The organism is Marinomonas vaga (assembly GCF_055388305.1).
In genome coordinates this window covers 194,712-213,888 of sequence record NZ_AP043903.1, presented here as the reverse complement: position 1 = coordinate 213,888, position 19,177 = coordinate 194,712, and the positions used below count along the sequence as shown (strand labels likewise).

The following is a 19,177-nucleotide window of genomic DNA, read 5'->3' as shown; positions in this document are numbered from 1 at the left end:
CCTGCCTTTAGGAGCACATAATGTTTGAACAGATTTTAAGTGATTCGAGCTTAGTAAAGACGCACGGTTACATTAATGGTGAGTGGGTTGTTAGCGCCTCTGGGAACTTGTTTGATGTGGTGAATCCGGCTACCGGTGAGATCATTGCAAAGGTAGCGGATTTGGGTGTGGTAGAAACTCAAAAAGCAATTGTTGCTGCCCATAAGGCTATGGCAAGTTGGGCGAAGCGTACCGCAAAGGAGAAATCTGCGGTGTTGCGAAAATGGTTTGACCTGGTCATGTCGAATCAAGAGGATCTGGCTAAGATAATGACGGTAGAGCAAGGCAAAGTTCTTGCGGAAGCCCGAGGAGAGGTTGCCTATGGCGCGTCATATATCGAGTGGTTTGCAGAAGAAAGTAAACGTATTTACGGAGACATTCTACCAAACACCACCACTGATCGTCGTTCAGTAGTGATCAAGCAACCGATCGGTGTGGTAGGGGCGATAACGCCGTGGAACTTTCCCATTGCTATGATCACTCGTAAAGTAGCTCCAGCATTGGCGGCAGGCTGTTCCGTAGTGTTAAAGCCCGCAGCAGAGACGCCGCTTTCTGCATTGGCGTTAGTAGAGCTTGCAGAGCGAGCAGGCCTGCCAAAGGGCATGTTTAATGTAGTGCCAGGTCTAGATGCACCACAAATTGGTGAGCGACTGACCAGTCACCCTTTAGTTAAAAAAGTCACTTTCACAGGTTCCACACGAGTGGGAAAAATCCTGATGGCGCAATCGGCGCAAACAGTGAAACGCACTTCTATGGAACTGGGGGGGAATGCGCCAGTTCTTGTATTTGATGATGCGGATCTTGATAAAGCGGTACAAGGGGCTTTTGCGGCTAAGTTTCGCAATGCTGGGCAAACCTGTATATGTGCAAATCGGATCTTGGTGCAAAGCAGTATCTATGATGAGTTTGTTCGTCGATTTACTGAAAAAGCAGAGCAATTTGTTCTAGGGGAAGGCTTGTCTGAGGCGAGCACTATGGGGCCGTTAATCACTCGAAATGCTGTAGAGGGGGTTTCAACCCTAGTGGCTGATGCTTTAGACAAAGGTGCGAGTTTGACCACAGGAGGAACCCAGCCCGCTGGTGAAGGGTATTTCTTCACCCCGGCCGTTATTCGTGATCTTAATCAATCCATGCGCTTGTCTAAGGAAGAAGTATTTGGTCCCGTGGCTCCGATTTTCAAATTTGAAACAGAAGAAGAAGCCATTGAGATGGCAAATGATACTGAGTTTGGTTTAGCAGCTTATCTCTTCACCAAAGATCAATCTCGTTCTTGGCGTGTCAGTGAGGCCTTGGAGTACGGTATGGTTGGGGTAAACGAGACTGCTATCAGCTCAGAAATGATCCCATTTGGAGGGGTAAAAGAGTCGGGGCAAGGCCGAGAAGGTTCCAAGTATGGTTTAGAAGACTATTTAGAAATGAAATATATCTGCTTGGGAGATATCTAACCTCCTATCCTCTAGCCCCTCATGCAGGGGCTACTTCAGTAATGGCTTGTGCTGCTTTTAACAGTTGATTCTTTGCAATATCAAACTTCTCAGGGTTGTTCATGACTTGATCTGCTCCAGAAATATTAATGGCCGCTATCGTTTTACCAAGATAATTTTTGATCGGTGCTGCTATGGCAGTCGCATTATCTGATCGATTGCTGGAATACCCTTGTTGCCATTCGTCTCTAAGTAAACGCTTCAGCTCCCCTAGTGTTTGAGGATGCGGTGTAGGATACATATCTAGCTGCTGTGTCTGATACATAGCACTTAGCTCAATGTCGCTCAATTGTTGTAGCAGTACTCGCCCCATAGCGCTGGTGTGACAGGGCAGACGTGTCCCTAATGGAATGTTAACTGAAAGTCGTTGAGAAGCTTGTGCTCGATATATGTACAAGGTATCCAGACCATCTCTGATGGCCAGATGGCATGAAATGGAGGTTTCATCCCGCAAAGCGTTTAGATGGGGGGCGGCGATGTCAATCAGATCCTTCCCTGCTAAGTAAGCAAATCCACGAGATACAATCTGGGGCCCTAGTTCATAGGCATTTCGTGCCACCTTCTTCAAATAACCACGATCCAGTAAGGTCTGAACAATCCTGTAGGTCGATGACGTGCTGACATTCAGGTGGTCGGCAAAGTCCTGAGTGCTCAAGACTCTATGCTCCGCATTAAATAGCTCAATGATATGCAACCCTCGGGTAAGGGCGGGTACATGATAATCCGTGGTCTTGCTCATGTTTTCTCCAAATACAAACGATAAATTTCTCTGTGAAGGAAGTTTCGAATATTTCCACTTACTTTGGTTAAGTTATTGTCATTTAGATTTCCTAATAATATATTTAATTTACTGTAAATAAACAAACCTAATGCTGAGTTTTTATTTTTAACTGTGAATTAATTTGTTCTTGGAGAAAAAATGTCGGAATCAAACGTGTTTGTGCTTAAAGCTGCATGCGACGCCACCAGTGGCATCGTTGCTTCCGTAACGTCCTACTTAGCAGGTTTAGGCTGCTATATCTCAGAAATGCATCAGTATGATGATGAAGAGAATCAGCGTTTCTTTATGCGTGCGGTCTGCCGGATTGAATCTGATAGCACGACTCTGGAAATGATTCGTGAGGGTTTCGACGCCCAAGTCTCTGAGTTCAACATGGAGTGGGAATTATTTGATTCGGCTGAGCCGATGCGGGTGTTATTGATGGTGAGTAAGTTTGATCATTGTTTGGATGATTTGCTTTACCGACATCGCAAAGGTGAGTTGCCAATGGAGATCACTGCTATTGTCTCCAACCACAAGGACTTACGTCCTATGGCCGAGCGGGAAGGTATTCGATTTGTTCACTTACCTGTGACCAAAGAGAATAAGCCAGAGCAAGAAGCAGCTTTGGTGCAAATTGTAGAAGAAACCAAAACAGACTTAGTCGTTCTAGCCCGTTATATGCAGATCTTGTCCGACAGCCTGTGTAAGGAACTGCATGGTCGTGCGATTAACATCCATCATTCCTTTTTGCCTGGCTTTAAAGGCGCGAAACCCTACCATCAAGCCCATGTCCGTGGCGTTAAGCTCATTGGTGCAACGGCACATTATGTGACTTCTGATTTGGACGAAGGCCCAATTATCGAACAATCTGTTCAGCCTGTGGACCATTCTTATTCTCCTGAACGTTTAGTGGCTGTGGGTAGAGACACAGAAACCGTGGCATTAGCCAGTGCTGTGCGCTTGCATTTAGAGCACCGCGTTTTTATGTACGGCAATAAAACCGTTGTCTTTAAATAACGCAGGGGAATAAACCATGACGACACACATCATTGATGGGAAGCGATTGGCAGATGACCTCATTGCAGAAGTAGGCAATGAAGTGCGTCGTCTCGCTGAGTTGGGGGTTCCGGCACCAGGATTAGCCGTTGTACTGGTTGGAGAAGATCCAGCCAGCGCTATCTATGTGCGTAACAAGATTAAACGAGCCCAAGAAGCAGGTATGACTTCTATCGAGAAACGTTTACCTGCTGATTGCACGCAGGACTCTTTGGAGGCTGTTGTAGAAGAGTTGAACCAAAGAGCCGATGTTCACGGCATATTGGTGCAACTGCCATTGCCCAAGCACCTCAGTGAAGAACGCATCATTCGTTTGATTGCACCTAGCAAAGATGTGGACGGCTTTCACCCGGAAAACGTTGGCTTATTGGCAACAGGTCAGGCGACTTTGATCCCTTGTACCCCATTGGGGTGCCTTGAAATGCTCCAGCGGGAAATAGGGGATTTGTCAGGTAAGCATGCTGTCATTGTAGGTCGATCCAATATCGTTGGTAAGCCCATGGCTAATTTACTTTTGCAGGCAAACTGCACCATTACGGTGGTCCATTCTCGCTCCGTCAACGGGAAAGCTATCGCTCGACAGGCGGACATTTTGGTTGCCGCAGTGGGAGTCCCTGAGTTAGTGGATGAGACTTGGGTGAAACCAGGCGCTGTGGTGATAGACGTTGGCATCAATGCCATTGAAAAGGCTGGAAAGCGTAGATTGGTTGGCGATGTAAATTACGCCAAGGTGGCTCCCTATGCTAAAGCGATCACGCCTGTTCCAGGTGGTGTTGGTCCAATGACCATCGCTTGCCTGATGAAAAATACATTAGTTGCGGCGCAGCATGCATCACAGTCAGCGCGCTAATCATATACACCCTATACAAAGGTAAACGAGGACATCGTCTATGCCATTTTCACTACTGAAATATGGTCTTTCTAATGATTACCCATTCGAGAAAGACGCAGACTTGCCAGCACCTACTGAGCTAAAACGTCACTACGATGTAGTGATTATTGGTGGCGGTGGCCACGGCGTTGCCACCGCCTATTATCTGGCCAAATACCATGGCGTCACTAACATTGCGGTTCTAGAGAAGGGGTATCTTGGTGGCGGAAATACGGCTCGAAACACTGCGGTCATTCGTTCGAACTACTTAACCTCTGAAGGGGTCAAGTTTTACAAGCAATCGGTAGATTTGTTTCAAGGCCTGTCTAATGAGTTTGATTTTAACATCATGTATTCCTCTCGTGGTCAGTTGACCCTTGCTCACACTGATGCGACGGTTCGCTCATTCCGTCAGCGTACAGAAGTGAACAAACACTTTGGCGGACGTACTGAGCTGATCGATCCGCAACAAATCAAAGAGTTAGTCCCCACTTTGAATATGAATCCAGCTGATATGCCGATCCTTGCTGGCTTGTGGCATATAGATGGAGCAACAGCACGCCATGACGCAGTGGCTTGGGGCTATGCCAAAGGGGCCACCCAGCGCGGCGTAGAATTGCATCAGTTAACGGAAGTCACGGGTGTAACTGTGGAGCAAGGAAAGGTCACTGGGGTTACGACTAATCGTGGCAAAGTCAGTTGTGGATGTGTCGTTCAAGCGGTGGCAGGGAATAGTTCCATTGTGGGAGCTATGGCTGATATCAAAATGCCTATTACAACATACCCATTACAAGCCATGGTGACACAACCGGTTAAACCCTTTTTAGATCCTTTGGTAAGTTCGTCTGCGTTGCATTGTTATGTGCAGCAAACGGGTCGAGGAGAGATTGTATTTGGAGGTGGATCTGATCCTTATCCCCTCTATAACACTCGTTCAACCTTAGATCTGAAAGAAAGCTTACTTGCCAGTGCAGTGGAAATGTTCCCGTTTATGGCAAACCTAAAACTGATGCGCCAATGGGCCGGCATGACGGATATGACTTCCGACTACAGTCCAATTATGGGGTTAAGTCCTGTGGAGAATTATTACCTTGATGCAGGGTGGGGGACTTGGGGATTTAAGTCTACCCCTATATGTGGCAAGACCATGGCGGAGTTGGTGGCAAGTGGTGGCAAGGTGCCAGATTTAATCGCTCCCTTTGCTATGGACCGCTTTGATGTTTTCCGCCAAGTAAATGAAATGGGCGCAACCGCCGCTAGTCACTAGGAGACGTACAATGAAATTAATGACTTGCCCTTTAAATGGCCCCAGAAATATCTCCGAATTTGTGTACGGCGGGGAAGTGAAAACCATGCCGGATCATAAGACCTGTACCGATAAAGAATGGGCTGATTATGTCTTCTATTCTGAAAACACCATCAGAGTTGTACAAGAGTGGTGGTTTCACTCTCCATCAGGTTATTGGTTTATTGCCGAGCGTCATACGGCATCCGACGAGATCTTACGTACTTTTGATCCTAGTGAGCTTTTACAAAAGCGTGTTGAATTTGAGCAAGCAAGTCCTGAGAAGGAGGTTGTAGCATGAAGGGTTTAGATCGTTTACCGGAGCCATTAGGTTCTTTAATCGACCGTAGTAAAGAACTTAGTTTTGAATTTGAAGGTGCTCGCTATACCGCTTTTCAAGGGGACTCCATTGCCAGCGCCTTGGTGGCAAATGGCCAGTGGCTCATGTCTCGCTCGTTTAAGTACCATCGCCCACGGGGTCCTTTGACCATGGCTGGGCAAGATGCCAACACCTTAGTGCAGTTACCAGAAGAACCTAATGCTTTAGCTGATCGTGTATTGGCGAAAGATGGCTCATCGATCATGGGGCAAAACTATAATGGTACTTTGGAGCAGGATAAAGACGCTAAATTGGGGTATGGCGGCCGATTCATGCCAGTGGGCTTTTATTACCGTGCTTTTTATAAGCCCAAAGGTATTTGGGATAAGTGGGAACCCTTCATTCGTAAGAAAGCGGGATTGGGTGTAGCGGATTTGAACTTCAAACCGACTTATCATGACAAGGCCTATGGCTTCTGTGATGTAGCGGTCATTGGTGCAGGGCCGGCAGGCTTGTCTGCGGCGATCCATGCCGCAGAAGGTGGTGCAGATGTGATACTGATCGATGAAAATAAACAGATTGGTGGTGCTCTCACTTACCATCGTTTTGATGTGGATGATGCTGTTGCCCATCAGACCTTGTCTGCTTTAGTAGACAAGGTAACTCAGCACCCCAAAATTCGTGTCTTAACGGAAGCGACTTGTAATGCTTGGTTTGCAGATAACTATTTACCCGTGATCCAAGGGAACCGCATGTTTAAGCTGCGTGCGAAGCAATGTGTAGTGGCTTCCGGTGCCTTTGAGCAACATGTTGTGTTCCGTAATAACGATGTACCAGGCATCATGATGTCCAGTGCCGCTATGCGTTTAATGAAGCATTATGCGGTCAAGCCTGGACAAAAAGCCGTGATGTTGACCGGGAATGATGATGGCTATTTGGCCGCTATCGAGCTTGTCAAAAATGGCGTTAAAGTTCCTTTGATTGTCGATATGCGAAAGGAAGGGGCTGACGCCTCTTTGGCAGAAGAAGTCAAAGCTCTAGGCATTAATATCAAATGCCAAGCCACGGTGTACGAAGCCATTCCAACGAGTGACAAAAAACATCTAGCTGCGGTAAAAGTTCATACCATTAGCGGACAAGGACAGGTAGCGAGGGACGGGGTGACTATTCCTTGTGATACGCTTTGTATGTCCGCAGGCTATATGCCAACTTATCAGTTATTGTGCCAAGGCGGAGCAAAGCTACAGTATGACGATGCCAGTGCACGCTTTAGCCTATCTAACTTACCGAAAAATGTGTTCATTGCAGGTTCTGTAAACGGAATTCATGACTTGGGTAAAGTGCTTCTAGACGGTCAGCGCGCTGCTCAGGATTGTTTGGTTGGTCTTGAATTCACTGATACCACGCTACCAGCGGTTAATTGCGACAAAGCAACAAATTTCGAATGGCCGATTTTCAAACACCCTAAAGGCAAAGACTTTGTGGATTATGATGAAGACCTGCAAGCCAAGGATATTATTAACGCTACGCGCCTTGGATATCGCGATGTTCAGCTAGTAAAACGCTTTTCTACGGTTGGGATGGGGCCATCACAGGGGCGCCATTCAGCACTCCCAACGGCTCGTTTAGTGGCCAAAGCCACCCAGAGATCAGTAAGTGAAACGGGTGTCACAACGGCACGTCCACCATTTGTACCAGAGAAACTGGCCAATATTGCAGGGCGTATTTTTAATCCACATAAATACACGCCGATGCATCAACGTCACTTAGAGCTAGGTGCGCATATGATTCCTGCGGGTATTTGGCGTCGTCCTGCCTTTTATGGGCCAAAGCATAACCGCCAAGCTTTGATTAAGCAGGAGGCATTAGCGGTGCGTAATAGCGTGGGCATGATAGACGTCAGTACCCTAGGAGGGATTGAGCTTCGTGGCCCTGATGCCGCGGAGTTTATGAACCGTATGTACACCTTTGCATTTGTAAAACAGCCCGTGGGTAAAACTCGTTATGCCGTTCTCACAAATGAGCAGGGTGTCGTGGTTGATGATGGGGTGGCTTGTCGCATTGGAGAAAATCATTTTTATGTAACTGCGACCACCAGTGGCGTAGATGCAGTGTATCGAGAGATGACTAAATGGAACGCTCAGTGGCGTTTACAGGTAGACATCGCCAATGTGACCTCTGCGTTCTCTGCGGTAAACGTTGCTGGCCCCCTTGCTCGCAAGGTGCTCGAAAAAGTATGCAGTGATGTGGACTTTTCTAATGAGTCATTTCCTTACTTGGGTTATCGAGAAGGCAGTATTGAAGGCATGCCAGTGCGCTTATTGCGTGTAGGGTTTGTTGGCGAACTGGGTTATGAAGTACACATGCCAAGCTTATTTGCTTTGAAAATCTGGGATCTGCTAATGGATGCTGGTGATGAGTTCAATATGCGACCCTTTGGTGTGGAAACTCAGCGACTACTTCGATTAGAGAAGGGGCACATCATTGTTAGCCAAGACACTGATGGTATGTCTCATCCTGGAGAGTTGTCGCTTACCTGGGCCATTGCTCGTAAGAAGCCATTTTATGTGGGTAGCCGATCTGTAGACATCGTAATGGCTCGTGAGCAAACCCGTAAATTAGTGGGCTTTAAGTTAGAGAAAACAGCAGCTAAGCCAGAAGAAGGGCATATTGTGCTAGATCGAGTTGGCGAAAATTCTAATATTACTGGCAATGTGACCTCCTGTGAGTACTCCCCTACATTAGATGCCTATATCGGTTTAGCGTTTGTCGGCGTTGCACAGCAAGATGTCGGGCAACAAGTGCCGATTCGGGTAGATGGTAAAGAAGTTATAGCAACGGTGGTAGAACTGCCATTTTATGATCCAGAAGGTGCTCGTCAGGAGGTGGCTTAATATGTCAGCATTTTTAATCAGCAGTGCTCCATCATTGCGTCAGACACAAATCACTGGAAAGCAAGCATCCGCGTCTTCCATTGAATTCGAAGATTGGACTGAAGTATCGCGGCTTGGTTTTCGCGGGCCACAAGCGGAAGCCTTTTTAATAGCTGAAAAGCTTCCTGTTCCAGATCAACCTAACCAAGCATTACTTGATGACAGTGGCATTCGCGTATTGCGCTTGAGTAAAAGTGAATTCTGGCTCATTGATGAAGCACAGCAAAATACGCAGCGCCTGTATGAAATAGAAACACGGGGGTTACAGCAACAAGAAGTATATCGACTGTACTGCCAGCATAGCCATGCTATGTTTATGTGCCGTGGTGTCGACTGTGGCACCATGTTTGCGAAGGTATGTGGTGTGGATTTGACGCAAGGGGCATTTGCAGTCAATCAGATTGCGCAGACTTCCGTTGCTCGGGTAAATGCTATTGTTGTAAATATTTCAGAAAACCCTGAAGGCGCAGATCGATATTTAGTGTTAAGTGACTTATCCAGTTCCCAACACCTATGGGACGCGTTTGGCGATGCGGCATCTGAGTTTTAACGCTAGTACCTAAACTGCTTTTAACCCAAAAAATCAGCCAGCTATCTGGCTGATTTTTTTATTTATAGATTGATTTACCAAGTCACTAATTTTGTTCGATACGTTCTGCTACAAGTCACTCTTAAGTTATCCTGATAAAAATATGAATGAGTAGTCAGATGGTCGTCATTTTATGACCACAACACTGGGTGGTGACTTGGAAAGGCTATGGAAAGCATGGGATCAGAGCTATGAAAATGGTACACCCGAGAGGATTCGAACCTCCGGCCTCGCCCTCCGGAGGGGCGCGCTCTATCCAGCTGAGCTACGGGTGCACATTGTAGGTCGCGAATTATAAGGACTTGTGCCCAGGGACTCAAGGTTGTTTTGGGGTACAAATTAAAACAATTTGCTTTCGGTGTATTTCACCTTTGTCTTATGTTTATGCTTAGAATACTAAACCGAGTTACGCTCCCTCTCGTACAGAGGCTTAGAGCATAAAGCATTGTGCTGTTAATGGAGAATATATCCGACGCTGAAGGATGCAGCAGGAATTCGAGTAATCATAATAAGAGGTAAGCTATGAAGAACGTTGCATGTCGCCTGACTACGGGAGTCGCATTAACAATTGGTCTGAGTATGTCTACTGGAGCTTTGGCTGATGGGCATATGGGTTCGCTGCCTAAATCTGTGTGGGCGATTGATGATGCCCATCGCTTGATCAATGTGAACCCTGCCATGCCCGCAAAAATCCAATCTTCGGTTCAAGTCACTGGCTTGGAAATGGGCGATAAAGTGATTGGTATCGATTTTCGTGTCGCCTACGGTGATATGTATGCTTTAGCTGATACGGGACGGATTTATATTATTAACCAAAAAACTGGCAAAGCGACCTTGGTGCCAGGCTCTTCCCCAGTTGCTCATATGGCCATGGGGCCCTATGGTTTTGATTTTAACCCCGCTGCAGACAAGTTACGTGTAGTAGGGGATAAGAACAGCAACTCTCGTTTGCACCCAGAAACCGGAGCGGTAGTAGATTTTAATGGCTCCACAGCTGGGGTTCAGCTAGATCCAAAACTGGCATACAGTGATGAAGATCCCTATGCGGGAGAGTTGCCTGATATTGTGGCTGCGGCTTACACCTATAATCCAAATGATAGTAAGCTGACGACCAATTATGCGATTGATCGTCGTCACGGTAACTTGGTAATGCAGGGGACAAAAGAAGGGGTGACACCAAGCGTTTCACCTAATTTGGGTGTGTTGTATACAGTAGGTGATTTATCTTTAGGCAGTATCCGCGATGCCTCTTTTGACATCAGTGACATTTCTAATGTGGCACTGGCAGCGGTGTTAAGCAGTCAAAACAGTAAGACGGTGTTGGTTGAAATCGATTTAGAGAGTGGTCGTAACCATGAACTTGGCGTGCTGGGAGATGGCGTGCATTACACTGGGTTTGCGATCGAGCCTTAATGTTAGGAGAAGCGATTCATGGTTAAGGGAAGGATAGTCAGTGCCTTGTGTGCCTGTGCTATGTCTTCGTCCATATGGGCGGCAGACATTCAAATTACTGTGTTGGGAAGTGGCGGAGAGCCATTAGAGAATGCAGTAGTGTTTCTTAAATCGGATGCGTTAATCAAGCAAGCCAAGCCTCAGACTGGGGTAACCATGGCTCAGCAAGATAGAGCGTTTATCCCCGGTTTGCAGGTCGTCACAAAGGGGTCGGCTATTTCCTTCCCAAATCAGGATGACGTGCGCCATCACGTTTACTCGTTTTCACCCGCCAAGACCTTTGAATTGAAGCTTTATATAGGTAAGCCAAAAGATCCTGTGGTATTTGATCAAGAAGGCATTGTTGAGCTGGGGTGCAATATCCATGACACCATGTTGGCTTGGGTATTGGTGACCAATACGTCTGTTTATGGCAAAACAGATGCGAATGGACTGGTGACTTTCTCAGGCCAGCCGTCTGATACATATGATGTGGATGTATGGCATCGCTCATTCCCTTATGGCGCTCCTTTTGAAACCGCTCAAGTGGCATTGGGTAAAACGGATGTGACCCAAACCATTCGTTTAGATTCTGGAAGCTCATTTTAATGGGACGCTTATTCGCGCTCTTTCGATCGCACTTATCGGCACGATTTGTACTGTTTACCCTGATACTGCTTTTGATTGTTCAAGCGGTGGGCTTTTTTGTTGTACGAGCGACCTTGGATCAGCAAGTTCGTGAAGAAGCTAACCGTGCCCTGACCGTTGCTGAGCGTGTTTGGCAGCAGCAAATGATACAAAGTCGTGATCGGTTGAAGGAGGGGGCAGAAGTGCTCTCTGCAGATTTCGGCTTCCGAGCTGCGGTGTCTTCTCAGGATGAAAAGACCATCTCTTCAGCGCTCCTAAATAGCGCGGAACGCATTGATGCCTCCATTGCCATCATGGTGGATTCTCGCTGGAACCTAAAGGCTTCTTCAAATCTGGGGGTGCTGTCTTCAACGAATCTCGGTTTCTTGATTCAGCGACTTGGCCAATCTATGGAAGCGGGAGATGCGAGTAATCTGATTGCTATGTATGACGGGGAGCCCACCCAATTTGTACTAGCTCCCATTCGAGCACCACGGGTGATTGGATACGTATTGCTAGGTTTTACAATTAAGGCGGACCGGATTCAGGCTGCCAGTGAGTTGTCTGGTGTAGACATCGTATTGCTAGCGAAAGAGGCGAATCAAGACGCAATCATCTTGGCAAATAAAGACAGTCTTTCAAGCTATTTTGCGAACAGTCCCCAAGCTAAATATTTTTTAGAAAATACCAGCACTGAGCTTGTTGTTGAAGACGATGTGTTTGTGAGTGCCATTAAAGGCAGTGAGGTCATTGGTGGCTATGTGAGTATGGTTTTTATGGAATCCCTCAATGATGCCCGGGCCAGCTTTGATCGTTTATCAAACCAATACCTTTTTGTGACGACCGCCGGTATTTTGGTGTTTGCCCTCGTGATTACTTGGCTTTCCCGTCGTGTTACCCAGCCCTTGCAAGCGCTAACAGAAGCGACAGCCGCTCTTGAAAAAGGGGATTTTAGTGCTCGAGTGAGTGGTGCCAAACGAGCAGATGAAGTGGGGACACTGGCACGAAGTTTCGCAGGCATGCGGACCAGTATCAGCGAGCAACAAGCGGAAATAAAAAAACTTGCCTATTTTGACTCCCTAACGTCCTTGCCTAACCGAGTGAGTTTTCGCTCTATGGTTGAGACAGCCATAGAAGATGCTGAAAACACATTTGTTGCCGTGGTCACTATCAACTTAGACCGTTTTAAACAGGTAAATGATGTGTTGGGTTACGCCATGGGGGATGAGATCCTAAAAGCCACGGCAATCCAACTGACGAACTCTGCAGGGCTAAGCCCAGATTGTGTCGCTAGGGTCAGTGGTGATGAATTTGCGATTATTTTGAGCTCATCTGACGCACTAGATGCTGTGCTACCAACATTGCAGCAATCTCTCAACCGTCCCTTGGAGATTAATGAAACCCAAATTGATCTCAGTGCCAGTATTGGTGTGGCTTCTTGGCCTAAAGATGCGACCGATGTGGACAACTTGATTAACGTGTCTCAAGTGGCCATGTATGCCGCCAAAGCCCGTAAAGAAGACTTGGTGATTTACCACGAATCATTGGTGACTGCCGCACCGGAAAACTTAAGTTTGTTATCTGAGCTGCGCCGAGCGGTCAATCAAGATGAACTGAGGGTATTCCTACAGCCAAAAGTAGATACGAAAACCCATAAAGTGACTGCCGCAGAAGCCTTAATACGTTGGCAGCACCCTGAAAAAGGTATGGTGGCGCCGTATTTATTTGTTCCTTTTGCAGAGCAGACCGGGTTTGTTCGGGAGCTAACTAAATGGATGATTCGTGAAGTGGTTCGCCAATGGCATGACTTGCAAATTCAAGACACACCGCTGCGTATTTCAGTGAATTTATCCACGCGGGATTTGATGGCACCGGGGTTACCGGAGTTTTTGGCGGATACCTTGTCTAAATTTGATGTGCCTGCTTCGGGTTTGTGTTTAGAAATCACTGAAAGTGCCATTATGGACGACCCAAAATTTGCGGAGCAGACCTTGGCAAAACTCTCCGAAATGGGCTTTAGGTTGTCGATTGATGATTTTGGGACCGGCTATTCATCGCTTGGTTATTTGAAGCGCTTGCCTGTGAACGAGCTGAAAGTAGATCAGTCCTTTGTGTTTGGTATGATTGAAAACCCAAATGATAAGGTGATTGTACGATCCACGATAGATTTGGCCCACAACCTTGGTTTAGATGTGGTGGCGGAAGGAGTGGAAACAGAAGACATGTATCACGCCCTTTGTGAGCTTGGTTGTGAAGAGGCTCAAGGGTACTTGATCAGTCGTCCTATTCCATTGTCTGAGTTCGCCCAATGGCGTGACACTTGGCAGTCCCGACAGCAGGGCAATCGTCCTGTATTTTCATAGCATGATTGCTTTATGCATAATTTCTAAATTATGAAAATCCCGAGAAGACCGTCTGGACTTCATTGATGTTCTGGCATGGCTCTCTTACATTGCTAAGAACACGATTTATTGGAGTTCCTTATGTCATCTGAATTTAATAAGAGATTTATTGAAGGGGTGGAGCGTTCCCATTCTCATGTGGCTTGGGACGGTGAAGACACGTCCAATGTCCATGTAGTGATCTGGCCAACTTGGGGCGGATTGAGCGATTTTGAAAAAGGCTTCGCCAGCGATATTGCAAGCTGGGGATATACGGCGACGGCGGTGGATCTTTATGGGCAAGACAATAACCCCGTTGATCTGCAAGCCAAAGCGGATACCTTAAAGTTACTAGTGACTGACCGTGCTCTTTTGACTGGGTTGCTAAACGATCTAACAAATGACGTGACCGCCGCACATTCAGATAAAAAGATTGTCCATGTTGGCTTCTGTCTTGGTGGTCGTTTGGCCATTGAAGCAGGTTTACATTTGCCGGTCAGTGCAGGGTCTGTCAGTTATCACGGCTTAATGAATTTCCATCGGGTTGAGCCAGAAAGTAAAGCCAACCAAGAAGCGCGCTTTTTAGTGTGTAATGGCTACCAAGATCCTATGGTCGATGAGGATTCTGCTGAAAGTGCTCGAGCGTATTTCGATGAGTTAGGGGTAGATTGGCAGTTTATTGACTTTGGTAATGCCAAGCATTCCTTCATGTTGCCTGGAGCTAATGCACCCCAAGACGGACATGCCTTTTCGCCGATTGCTAACCAGCGCGGCAGGGCTTACCTGAAAGCTTTCTTAGAAGAGATCGCTTAACCTTTCTTGATCAGAGTTAGAGTGATCCCCCTTTAAAGCGATACCTAGATGTATCGCTTTTTTGTGTCTCTCGTTCCCCTCAGTCCTTGTAAAATAAGTCATCTAGTTTTCCTTTTGTTCCGTATTTTAAGTAGGGAGACAAAGGAGAACGTTATGTTAGTGCTACACCATTTAGAAAATTCGCGTTCACAACGAATTGCTTGGGCATTGGAAGCCTTAGGTAAGGACTATGAGGTTAAAACCTACCAGCGGACGCCAGATCAGACGGCTCCTGAGAGTTTAAAGCGAATCCATCCATTAGGACATGCTCCGATTTTACAAGATGGGGCGTTAACTTTGGCGGAGTCTGGTGCGATTTTGGAGTACTTGGCGGAAGAGTATGACGCAAACGGTGTGTTAAAACCTGCTAGTAAAGAAGCGCGGGTGGACTATCGTTACTGGCTGCATTTTGCGGAAGGTTCTTTGATGTCATTGCTGCTGATGATGCTATTGTTTCGTAAAATCCCGAAGCAGAAAATGCCCTTTTTTGTGAAGCCCATTGCTAAAACCATCTGTGAAAAAGTGGAAGCCAGCTTCATTTCTCCACGTCTGCGGGATGCCTTGAATCTTATTGAAGACCATTTATCCCAGAATATCTGGTTTGCGGGGGAACAACCCAGTGCCGCAGACATTCAAATGAGTTTTCCGCTGTTAGCACTTAGCCAAGTGAGTGATTTGTCTGATTATCCACATATCCCAAAATGGATCGAAAGAGTCCGCAAACAGCCAGCGTACCAGCGTGCTGCCAATAAGGTTGGGGAGTTCAAAACGTTTTAGGACAAAATTGCGCCTTTTAAACCGATAGATTGTTCTTCTCAGGGATTTGGAGTACTGTCGCAGATTCGCCTGACATCCTATGTTTAAAAGGACTTAACATGTCTCAACCTGTTCGTTTACTCAGCATCGCGGTAGCGTTTGCTTGTGTCTTATTGGCGTTAAACTTCGGTTTACGCTCTTCTATGGGCTTTTTTATGGCCCCTATTTCTACTGAATTTGGCTACGGACGAGAAGTGTTTGCGTTTTCCTTGGCTTTGCAAAACCTATGGTGGGGATTGGCTCAGCCGGTGGCGGGGGCCTTGTCTGATCGCTTTGGTACTTTAAAGACGGTAATTGTTGGCTCTTTGCTTTATGCCCTAGGGCTTTATGTCACAGCCACGGCGGATGGTGCTGCAGATCTACATATTGGCGCGGGATTCTTAATGGGGATGGGGGTAGCTGCCACAGGGTTTGGTGTTGTTCTGCCTGCAATGGCACGTATGGTAGCACCTGAGAAGCGGGCATTCGCCTTAGGTTTGGGCAGTGCTGCTGGGTCTGCGGGACAGCTATTAGTGGTGCCCGTGGCTCAGGATTTCTTATCGGTATATGGCTGGAGCACGGCATTGATGTTATTGGGGGCCTGCGCTCTATTGATGGTGTTGTTTGCTGCGCCTTTGGGCCGAGCAGGAAGTGCCTCATCTGGTAGTGAGCCTGAGTCAGGACAAACGGTAAAGCAGGCGTTGCAAGAAGCCAGCGCTCATTCCCATTACTGGTTATTGGTAGCTGGTTTCTTTGTCTGTGGCTTCCAGCTGGCATTTATCACGGTCCATATGCCTGCGTTCTTAGCGGACGAAGGGTTTGCGCCAGAAGTGGCGGTAGCCAGTCTGGCTTTGATTGGGTTGTTTAATATCTTTGGTTGTTTGCTGTCTGGCTCATGGTCTGGGAAGTACTCTAAAAAATATTTACTGGCCTATATTTATGGTATCCGCGCGATAGTGATAGCTGCTTTTATGCTGCTGCCCATGAGTACCATGAGTGTGTATGTGTTTTCGATTATGACCGGATTATTGTGGTTGGCGACGGTACCGCCGACTTCAGGACTGGTTGGTCAGATGTTTGGTCTTAAACATATGGGAATGTTGTACGGCATCGTCTTTTTAAGCCACCAGTTGGGGTCTTTCAGTGGTGTGTGGTTGGGTGGTTATTTGTACGATACCACTGGGTCATACGATGTGGTGTGGTGGGCGGCAGCCATCATTGCTCTGGTGACTGCCTTTATTCATGTCGTTATCGATGAGCGACCTGTACTTCGTTTACGCAGTGCTGCACAGGCCTAGAGGTGATGAGGGCTATTAGGACGTAGGACGCACGTTGTAGTAGCTGTCTAGGTTTTCTGCCGTGTCTCGAACCGCCGTGGCAAACTGCTGTAAAGCAGAGGACATGGCGGTATCGGAGCGTACTGTTAGACCGACAGCGCTTAGGGTTTCTTTGGTGTTAACCGGTAACTCTGCTAACTCCCCATCGGCAATTTCCCGTGCCACCACTCCCCGTGAAATGATCCAGACTGCGTCATTGTGACGGATGAATTCTTTACCAAAGGAGTCTGATACCGTGTCGATACGGTCTTGGATTGGCCGCACGCCTTCTGCTAATAGGAAGCTTTCAACCGTTGGGCCTGTGATGGATTCTTTGGGGGGATAGAGCACGGTAAAGTCGGAGATGTCGTTTAGTTGGAAGTCTTGCTTGTTCAGTAGCGGATGACCGGGGCGCACGGTAAAAGCGATTTGTTCTGAATACAAATGCTGGAAGGATAGGCCAGACATGGCTTCCGGTACCCCTAATCGCCCCACTACAAGATCTAATTCTCCCACTCGTAATTGGCTCATGAGTAAGGAGTTAGGGCCAGAGACAAGGTGTAAACGCACATCAGTACGATGGTCTCGAAAACGTTTTACGGCTTCTGGCAAGATGCTAGTAGCGACTGTCGGTAACACACCGATGCTGAGTTGTTGAAAGCCCTTGTTCTGAGCTTGAGCAACCCTTTCTGCGCCTTCTCTTAGGGCAGCCACGCTGGTGCTGGCATATTCCAGAAACACATTGCCAAATGATGTCAGTTCAATGCCTTTTTTACTGCGCTCGAGTAACCTGACCCCAAGAATCTCTTCCAGCTCTTTCAGTTTTTTTGACACCGCAGGTTGCGTCAGTTGAAGGACATCGGCAGCTCGCACCAGACTGCCTTGACGAGTGACTTCTAAAAAACACTCAAGGTGGCGATATTTAATCCGATTTTCCATCATGACATGGGTACCTACGAGGCTATTTTTGACTGGCCTATTACACCTTTCTTTTTAAGCTATTAAAAGTAAACACTTGCAATTTTTGTCATGTAATGACGGTTATGTGGTGGAGGTTTAGGCAAATTGCGCCACTTTTGCCAAGGATAAAGTGATTGCCCATGACAAAAGTGACATGCATGGCAAGAGGGTTAGAGTGCGTCAAACGCCTCACGGGTCAGGTTACGGATCTGTGATTTACCCACTACCACGTTATCCTCAATACGAATACCGCCGTAAGGTAGCAGCTTATCAATCTTAGCGAAGTTACAACCGTGCTGAGGTACGTCTGCCTTGAGTTGATCGAGCAACATAGGAATAAAGTACAAGCCAGGCTCAATGGTGATGACCATGTTTTCTTGAAGGGGGCGGGTCAAACGAAGGAATGGACTCTCCGCTGGAGAGGGTTTCGTATCGCCAGCATGATTGATTTGGCGTCCTCCAATATCATGTACCTGCAAACCTAATAAATGCCCTAAGCCATGGGGGTAGAAATGTTGTGGAATGCGTTTTGCGATTTGCTCTTCCACACTCAATGAACACAGATCATGGGTACGCAGTATGTCTGCAATACCGGCAACGGTTTGGTCGTGCAATTCGATGAAGGATTGCCCGTCTAAAGACTGATTAGCGATGCGCTGTTGTAGTGTGTTCACATCATCATGGAGCGCTTTAAAGTCATCATTTAAAGCTAGGGTAGTGCGTGTAATATCACTGGCATAGCCATTGTATGTGGCCCCTGCGTCTACGAGTAGAGTCAATGGACGGAACGAACGTAAGTGATCTTTTTGCTCGTAATGCAGTACCGCTGCATGCTCGTTGATGCCGATGATGTTTGGATAAGGGGTGTAGGCCGCGTCTTGGCGGGTGGCATTCAAATAGGCTAGATGTACTTCAAATTCGCTGGCACCCGCTAAGAAGGCATCACTTGCAGCTTTGTGACCTGCCGCCGCAATATGAGAGGCTTTACTTAAGCATTCAATTTCATAGTCAGTTTTGACTGCGCGATAGAAGTCTAGCCAAGTTTCTAATGATGCAAGATTGGGGACGCCTTCAAGGTTGGCTGGCCCAATGAGTGCACAATGAGTGGGTAATGCTGCTACCCAGTCTTGGTTTTCAACTGGGGTAATTTGCCATGCAGATTGCCATTCGCCCTCTGGAACGGCGTTTACCATGTGCCAAAAGTCTTGCTTCGCAGGCCAAATAAGCTCCAGTTGATCGGCTTTAATGACCACATAGCAATTAGCGGGTAGGGCAAATGGGAGCCATTGTTGGGCCCCAGCATAGGGTTTAAAAGGGTGACTGTTATCGTCGTGGTAGTAGTAACTTAAGGCGCCACTGGCCACAACAATTGCATCGAGTTTGAATTGACTCAGTGCCTCTTTGTATCTTTGTAAGAGCACATCGAGGTGATGAAGATATACTGCATTGTCCATGTATTGATTCCACTGTCTGTAA

The 19,177-nt window shown here is 47.1% G+C and carries 16 protein-coding genes and 1 tRNA gene; 13 read left to right on the top strand and 4 right to left on the bottom strand.

Annotation, left to right across the window (positions count from 1 at the left end):
- Positions 1-20 precede the first annotated feature (20 nt).
- Positions 21-1,484: an NAD-dependent succinate-semialdehyde dehydrogenase gene (locus ACZ5DR_RS01005; protein WP_377364770.1), complete on the top strand. Its 1,464-nt coding sequence runs from the start codon at positions 21-23 to the stop codon at positions 1,482-1,484.
- A gap of 19 nt (positions 1,485-1,503) precedes the next feature.
- Here the strand turns inward: ACZ5DR_RS01005 and ACZ5DR_RS01000 are convergent, their stop codons facing one another.
- Positions 1,504-2,262, bottom strand: a complete 759-nt coding sequence (locus ACZ5DR_RS01000; RefSeq protein WP_377364772.1) for an IclR family transcriptional regulator — start codon at positions 2,260-2,262, stop codon at positions 1,504-1,506.
- A 180-nt stretch (positions 2,263-2,442) separates the two neighbouring features.
- Between ACZ5DR_RS01000 and purU the strand changes: the two genes are divergently transcribed.
- Genes purU through ACZ5DR_RS00970 form a run of 6 tightly spaced genes read left to right on the top strand, consistent with a single transcriptional unit; the run spans position 2,443 to position 9,300 of the window.
- A complete protein-coding gene (gene purU, locus ACZ5DR_RS00995; RefSeq protein ID WP_377364774.1) occupies positions 2,443-3,303 on the top strand; it encodes a formyltetrahydrofolate deformylase in 861 nt (286 codons plus the stop codon).
- Positions 3,304-3,319: 16 nt separating this feature from the next.
- Entirely contained in the window at positions 3,320-4,192 is an 873-nt protein-coding gene (locus ACZ5DR_RS00990) for a bifunctional 5,10-methylenetetrahydrofolate dehydrogenase/5,10-methenyltetrahydrofolate cyclohydrolase (RefSeq protein WP_377364776.1), read from the top strand.
- A 40-nt stretch (positions 4,193-4,232) separates the two neighbouring features.
- Positions 4,233-5,480 (top strand): FAD-dependent oxidoreductase, encoded by a 1,248-nt coding sequence (locus ACZ5DR_RS00985; protein ID WP_377364778.1) that lies wholly within the window; start codon positions 4,233-4,235, stop codon positions 5,478-5,480.
- 10 nt (positions 5,481-5,490) lie between these two features.
- A complete protein-coding gene (locus ACZ5DR_RS00980) occupies positions 5,491-5,799 on the top strand; it encodes a sarcosine oxidase subunit delta (RefSeq protein ID WP_377364779.1) in 309 nt (102 codons plus the stop codon).
- Positions 5,796-8,711: an FAD-dependent oxidoreductase gene (locus ACZ5DR_RS00975; RefSeq protein ID WP_377364781.1), complete on the top strand. Its 2,916-nt coding sequence runs from the start codon at positions 5,796-5,798 to the stop codon at positions 8,709-8,711. Before ACZ5DR_RS00980 ends, ACZ5DR_RS00975 begins: the two co-directional genes overlap by 4 nt.
- Position 8,712: 1 nt before the next feature.
- A complete protein-coding gene (locus ACZ5DR_RS00970; RefSeq protein WP_377364783.1) occupies positions 8,713-9,300 on the top strand; it encodes a hypothetical protein in 588 nt (195 codons plus the stop codon).
- Between the two features lie 237 nt (positions 9,301-9,537).
- On the opposite strand, the gene ACZ5DR_RS00965 is transcribed toward ACZ5DR_RS00970, so the two are convergent.
- A tRNA-Arg gene (locus ACZ5DR_RS00965) sits at positions 9,538-9,614 on the bottom strand.
- Positions 9,615-9,861: 247 nt separating this feature from the next.
- On the opposite strand from ACZ5DR_RS00965, the gene ACZ5DR_RS00960 reads away from it, so the two are divergent.
- The 6 genes from ACZ5DR_RS00960 to ACZ5DR_RS00935 all read left to right on the top strand — a co-directional run bounded on the left by ACZ5DR_RS00960 (position 9,862) and on the right by ACZ5DR_RS00935 (position 16,723).
- Complete coding sequence (locus tag ACZ5DR_RS00960) at positions 9,862-10,752, top strand: DUF4394 domain-containing protein (protein ID WP_377364785.1); 891 nt, start codon at positions 9,862-9,864, stop codon at positions 10,750-10,752.
- Positions 10,753-10,770: 18 nt separating this feature from the next.
- Positions 10,771-11,379, top strand: coding sequence for a methylamine utilization protein (locus ACZ5DR_RS00955; RefSeq protein WP_377364787.1), 609 nt, complete (start codon positions 10,771-10,773; stop codon positions 11,377-11,379).
- On the top strand, positions 11,379-13,760 hold the full coding sequence (locus ACZ5DR_RS00950) for a putative bifunctional diguanylate cyclase/phosphodiesterase (protein WP_377364789.1): 2,382 nt from the start codon (positions 11,379-11,381) through the stop codon (positions 13,758-13,760). Before ACZ5DR_RS00955 ends, ACZ5DR_RS00950 begins: the two co-directional genes overlap by 1 nt.
- 120 nt (positions 13,761-13,880) lie before the next feature.
- On the top strand, positions 13,881-14,591 hold the full coding sequence (locus tag ACZ5DR_RS00945) for a dienelactone hydrolase family protein (protein WP_377364790.1): 711 nt from the start codon (positions 13,881-13,883) through the stop codon (positions 14,589-14,591).
- Between the two features lie 153 nt (positions 14,592-14,744).
- Positions 14,745-15,407: a glutathione S-transferase family protein gene (locus ACZ5DR_RS00940; RefSeq protein WP_377364792.1), complete on the top strand. Its 663-nt coding sequence runs from the start codon at positions 14,745-14,747 to the stop codon at positions 15,405-15,407.
- A gap of 98 nt (positions 15,408-15,505) precedes the next feature.
- The gene (locus tag ACZ5DR_RS00935) at positions 15,506-16,723 is read left to right on the top strand and encodes an MFS transporter (protein WP_377364794.1); all 1,218 of its coding nucleotides are present in this window, start codon (positions 15,506-15,508) and stop codon (positions 16,721-16,723) included.
- A 15-nt stretch (positions 16,724-16,738) separates the two neighbouring features.
- On the opposite strand, the gene pcaQ is transcribed toward ACZ5DR_RS00935, so the two are convergent.
- Both pcaQ and pepQ read right to left on the bottom strand, forming a co-directional pair.
- Complete coding sequence (gene pcaQ / locus ACZ5DR_RS00930) at positions 16,739-17,683, bottom strand: pca operon transcription factor PcaQ (RefSeq protein ID WP_377364796.1); 945 nt, start codon at positions 17,681-17,683, stop codon at positions 16,739-16,741.
- Positions 17,684-17,871: 188 nt separating this feature from the next.
- Positions 17,872-19,155, bottom strand: coding sequence for a Xaa-Pro dipeptidase (gene pepQ / locus ACZ5DR_RS00925; protein WP_377364798.1), 1,284 nt, complete (start codon positions 19,153-19,155; stop codon positions 17,872-17,874).
- Positions 19,156-19,177: the final 22 nt, after the last annotated feature.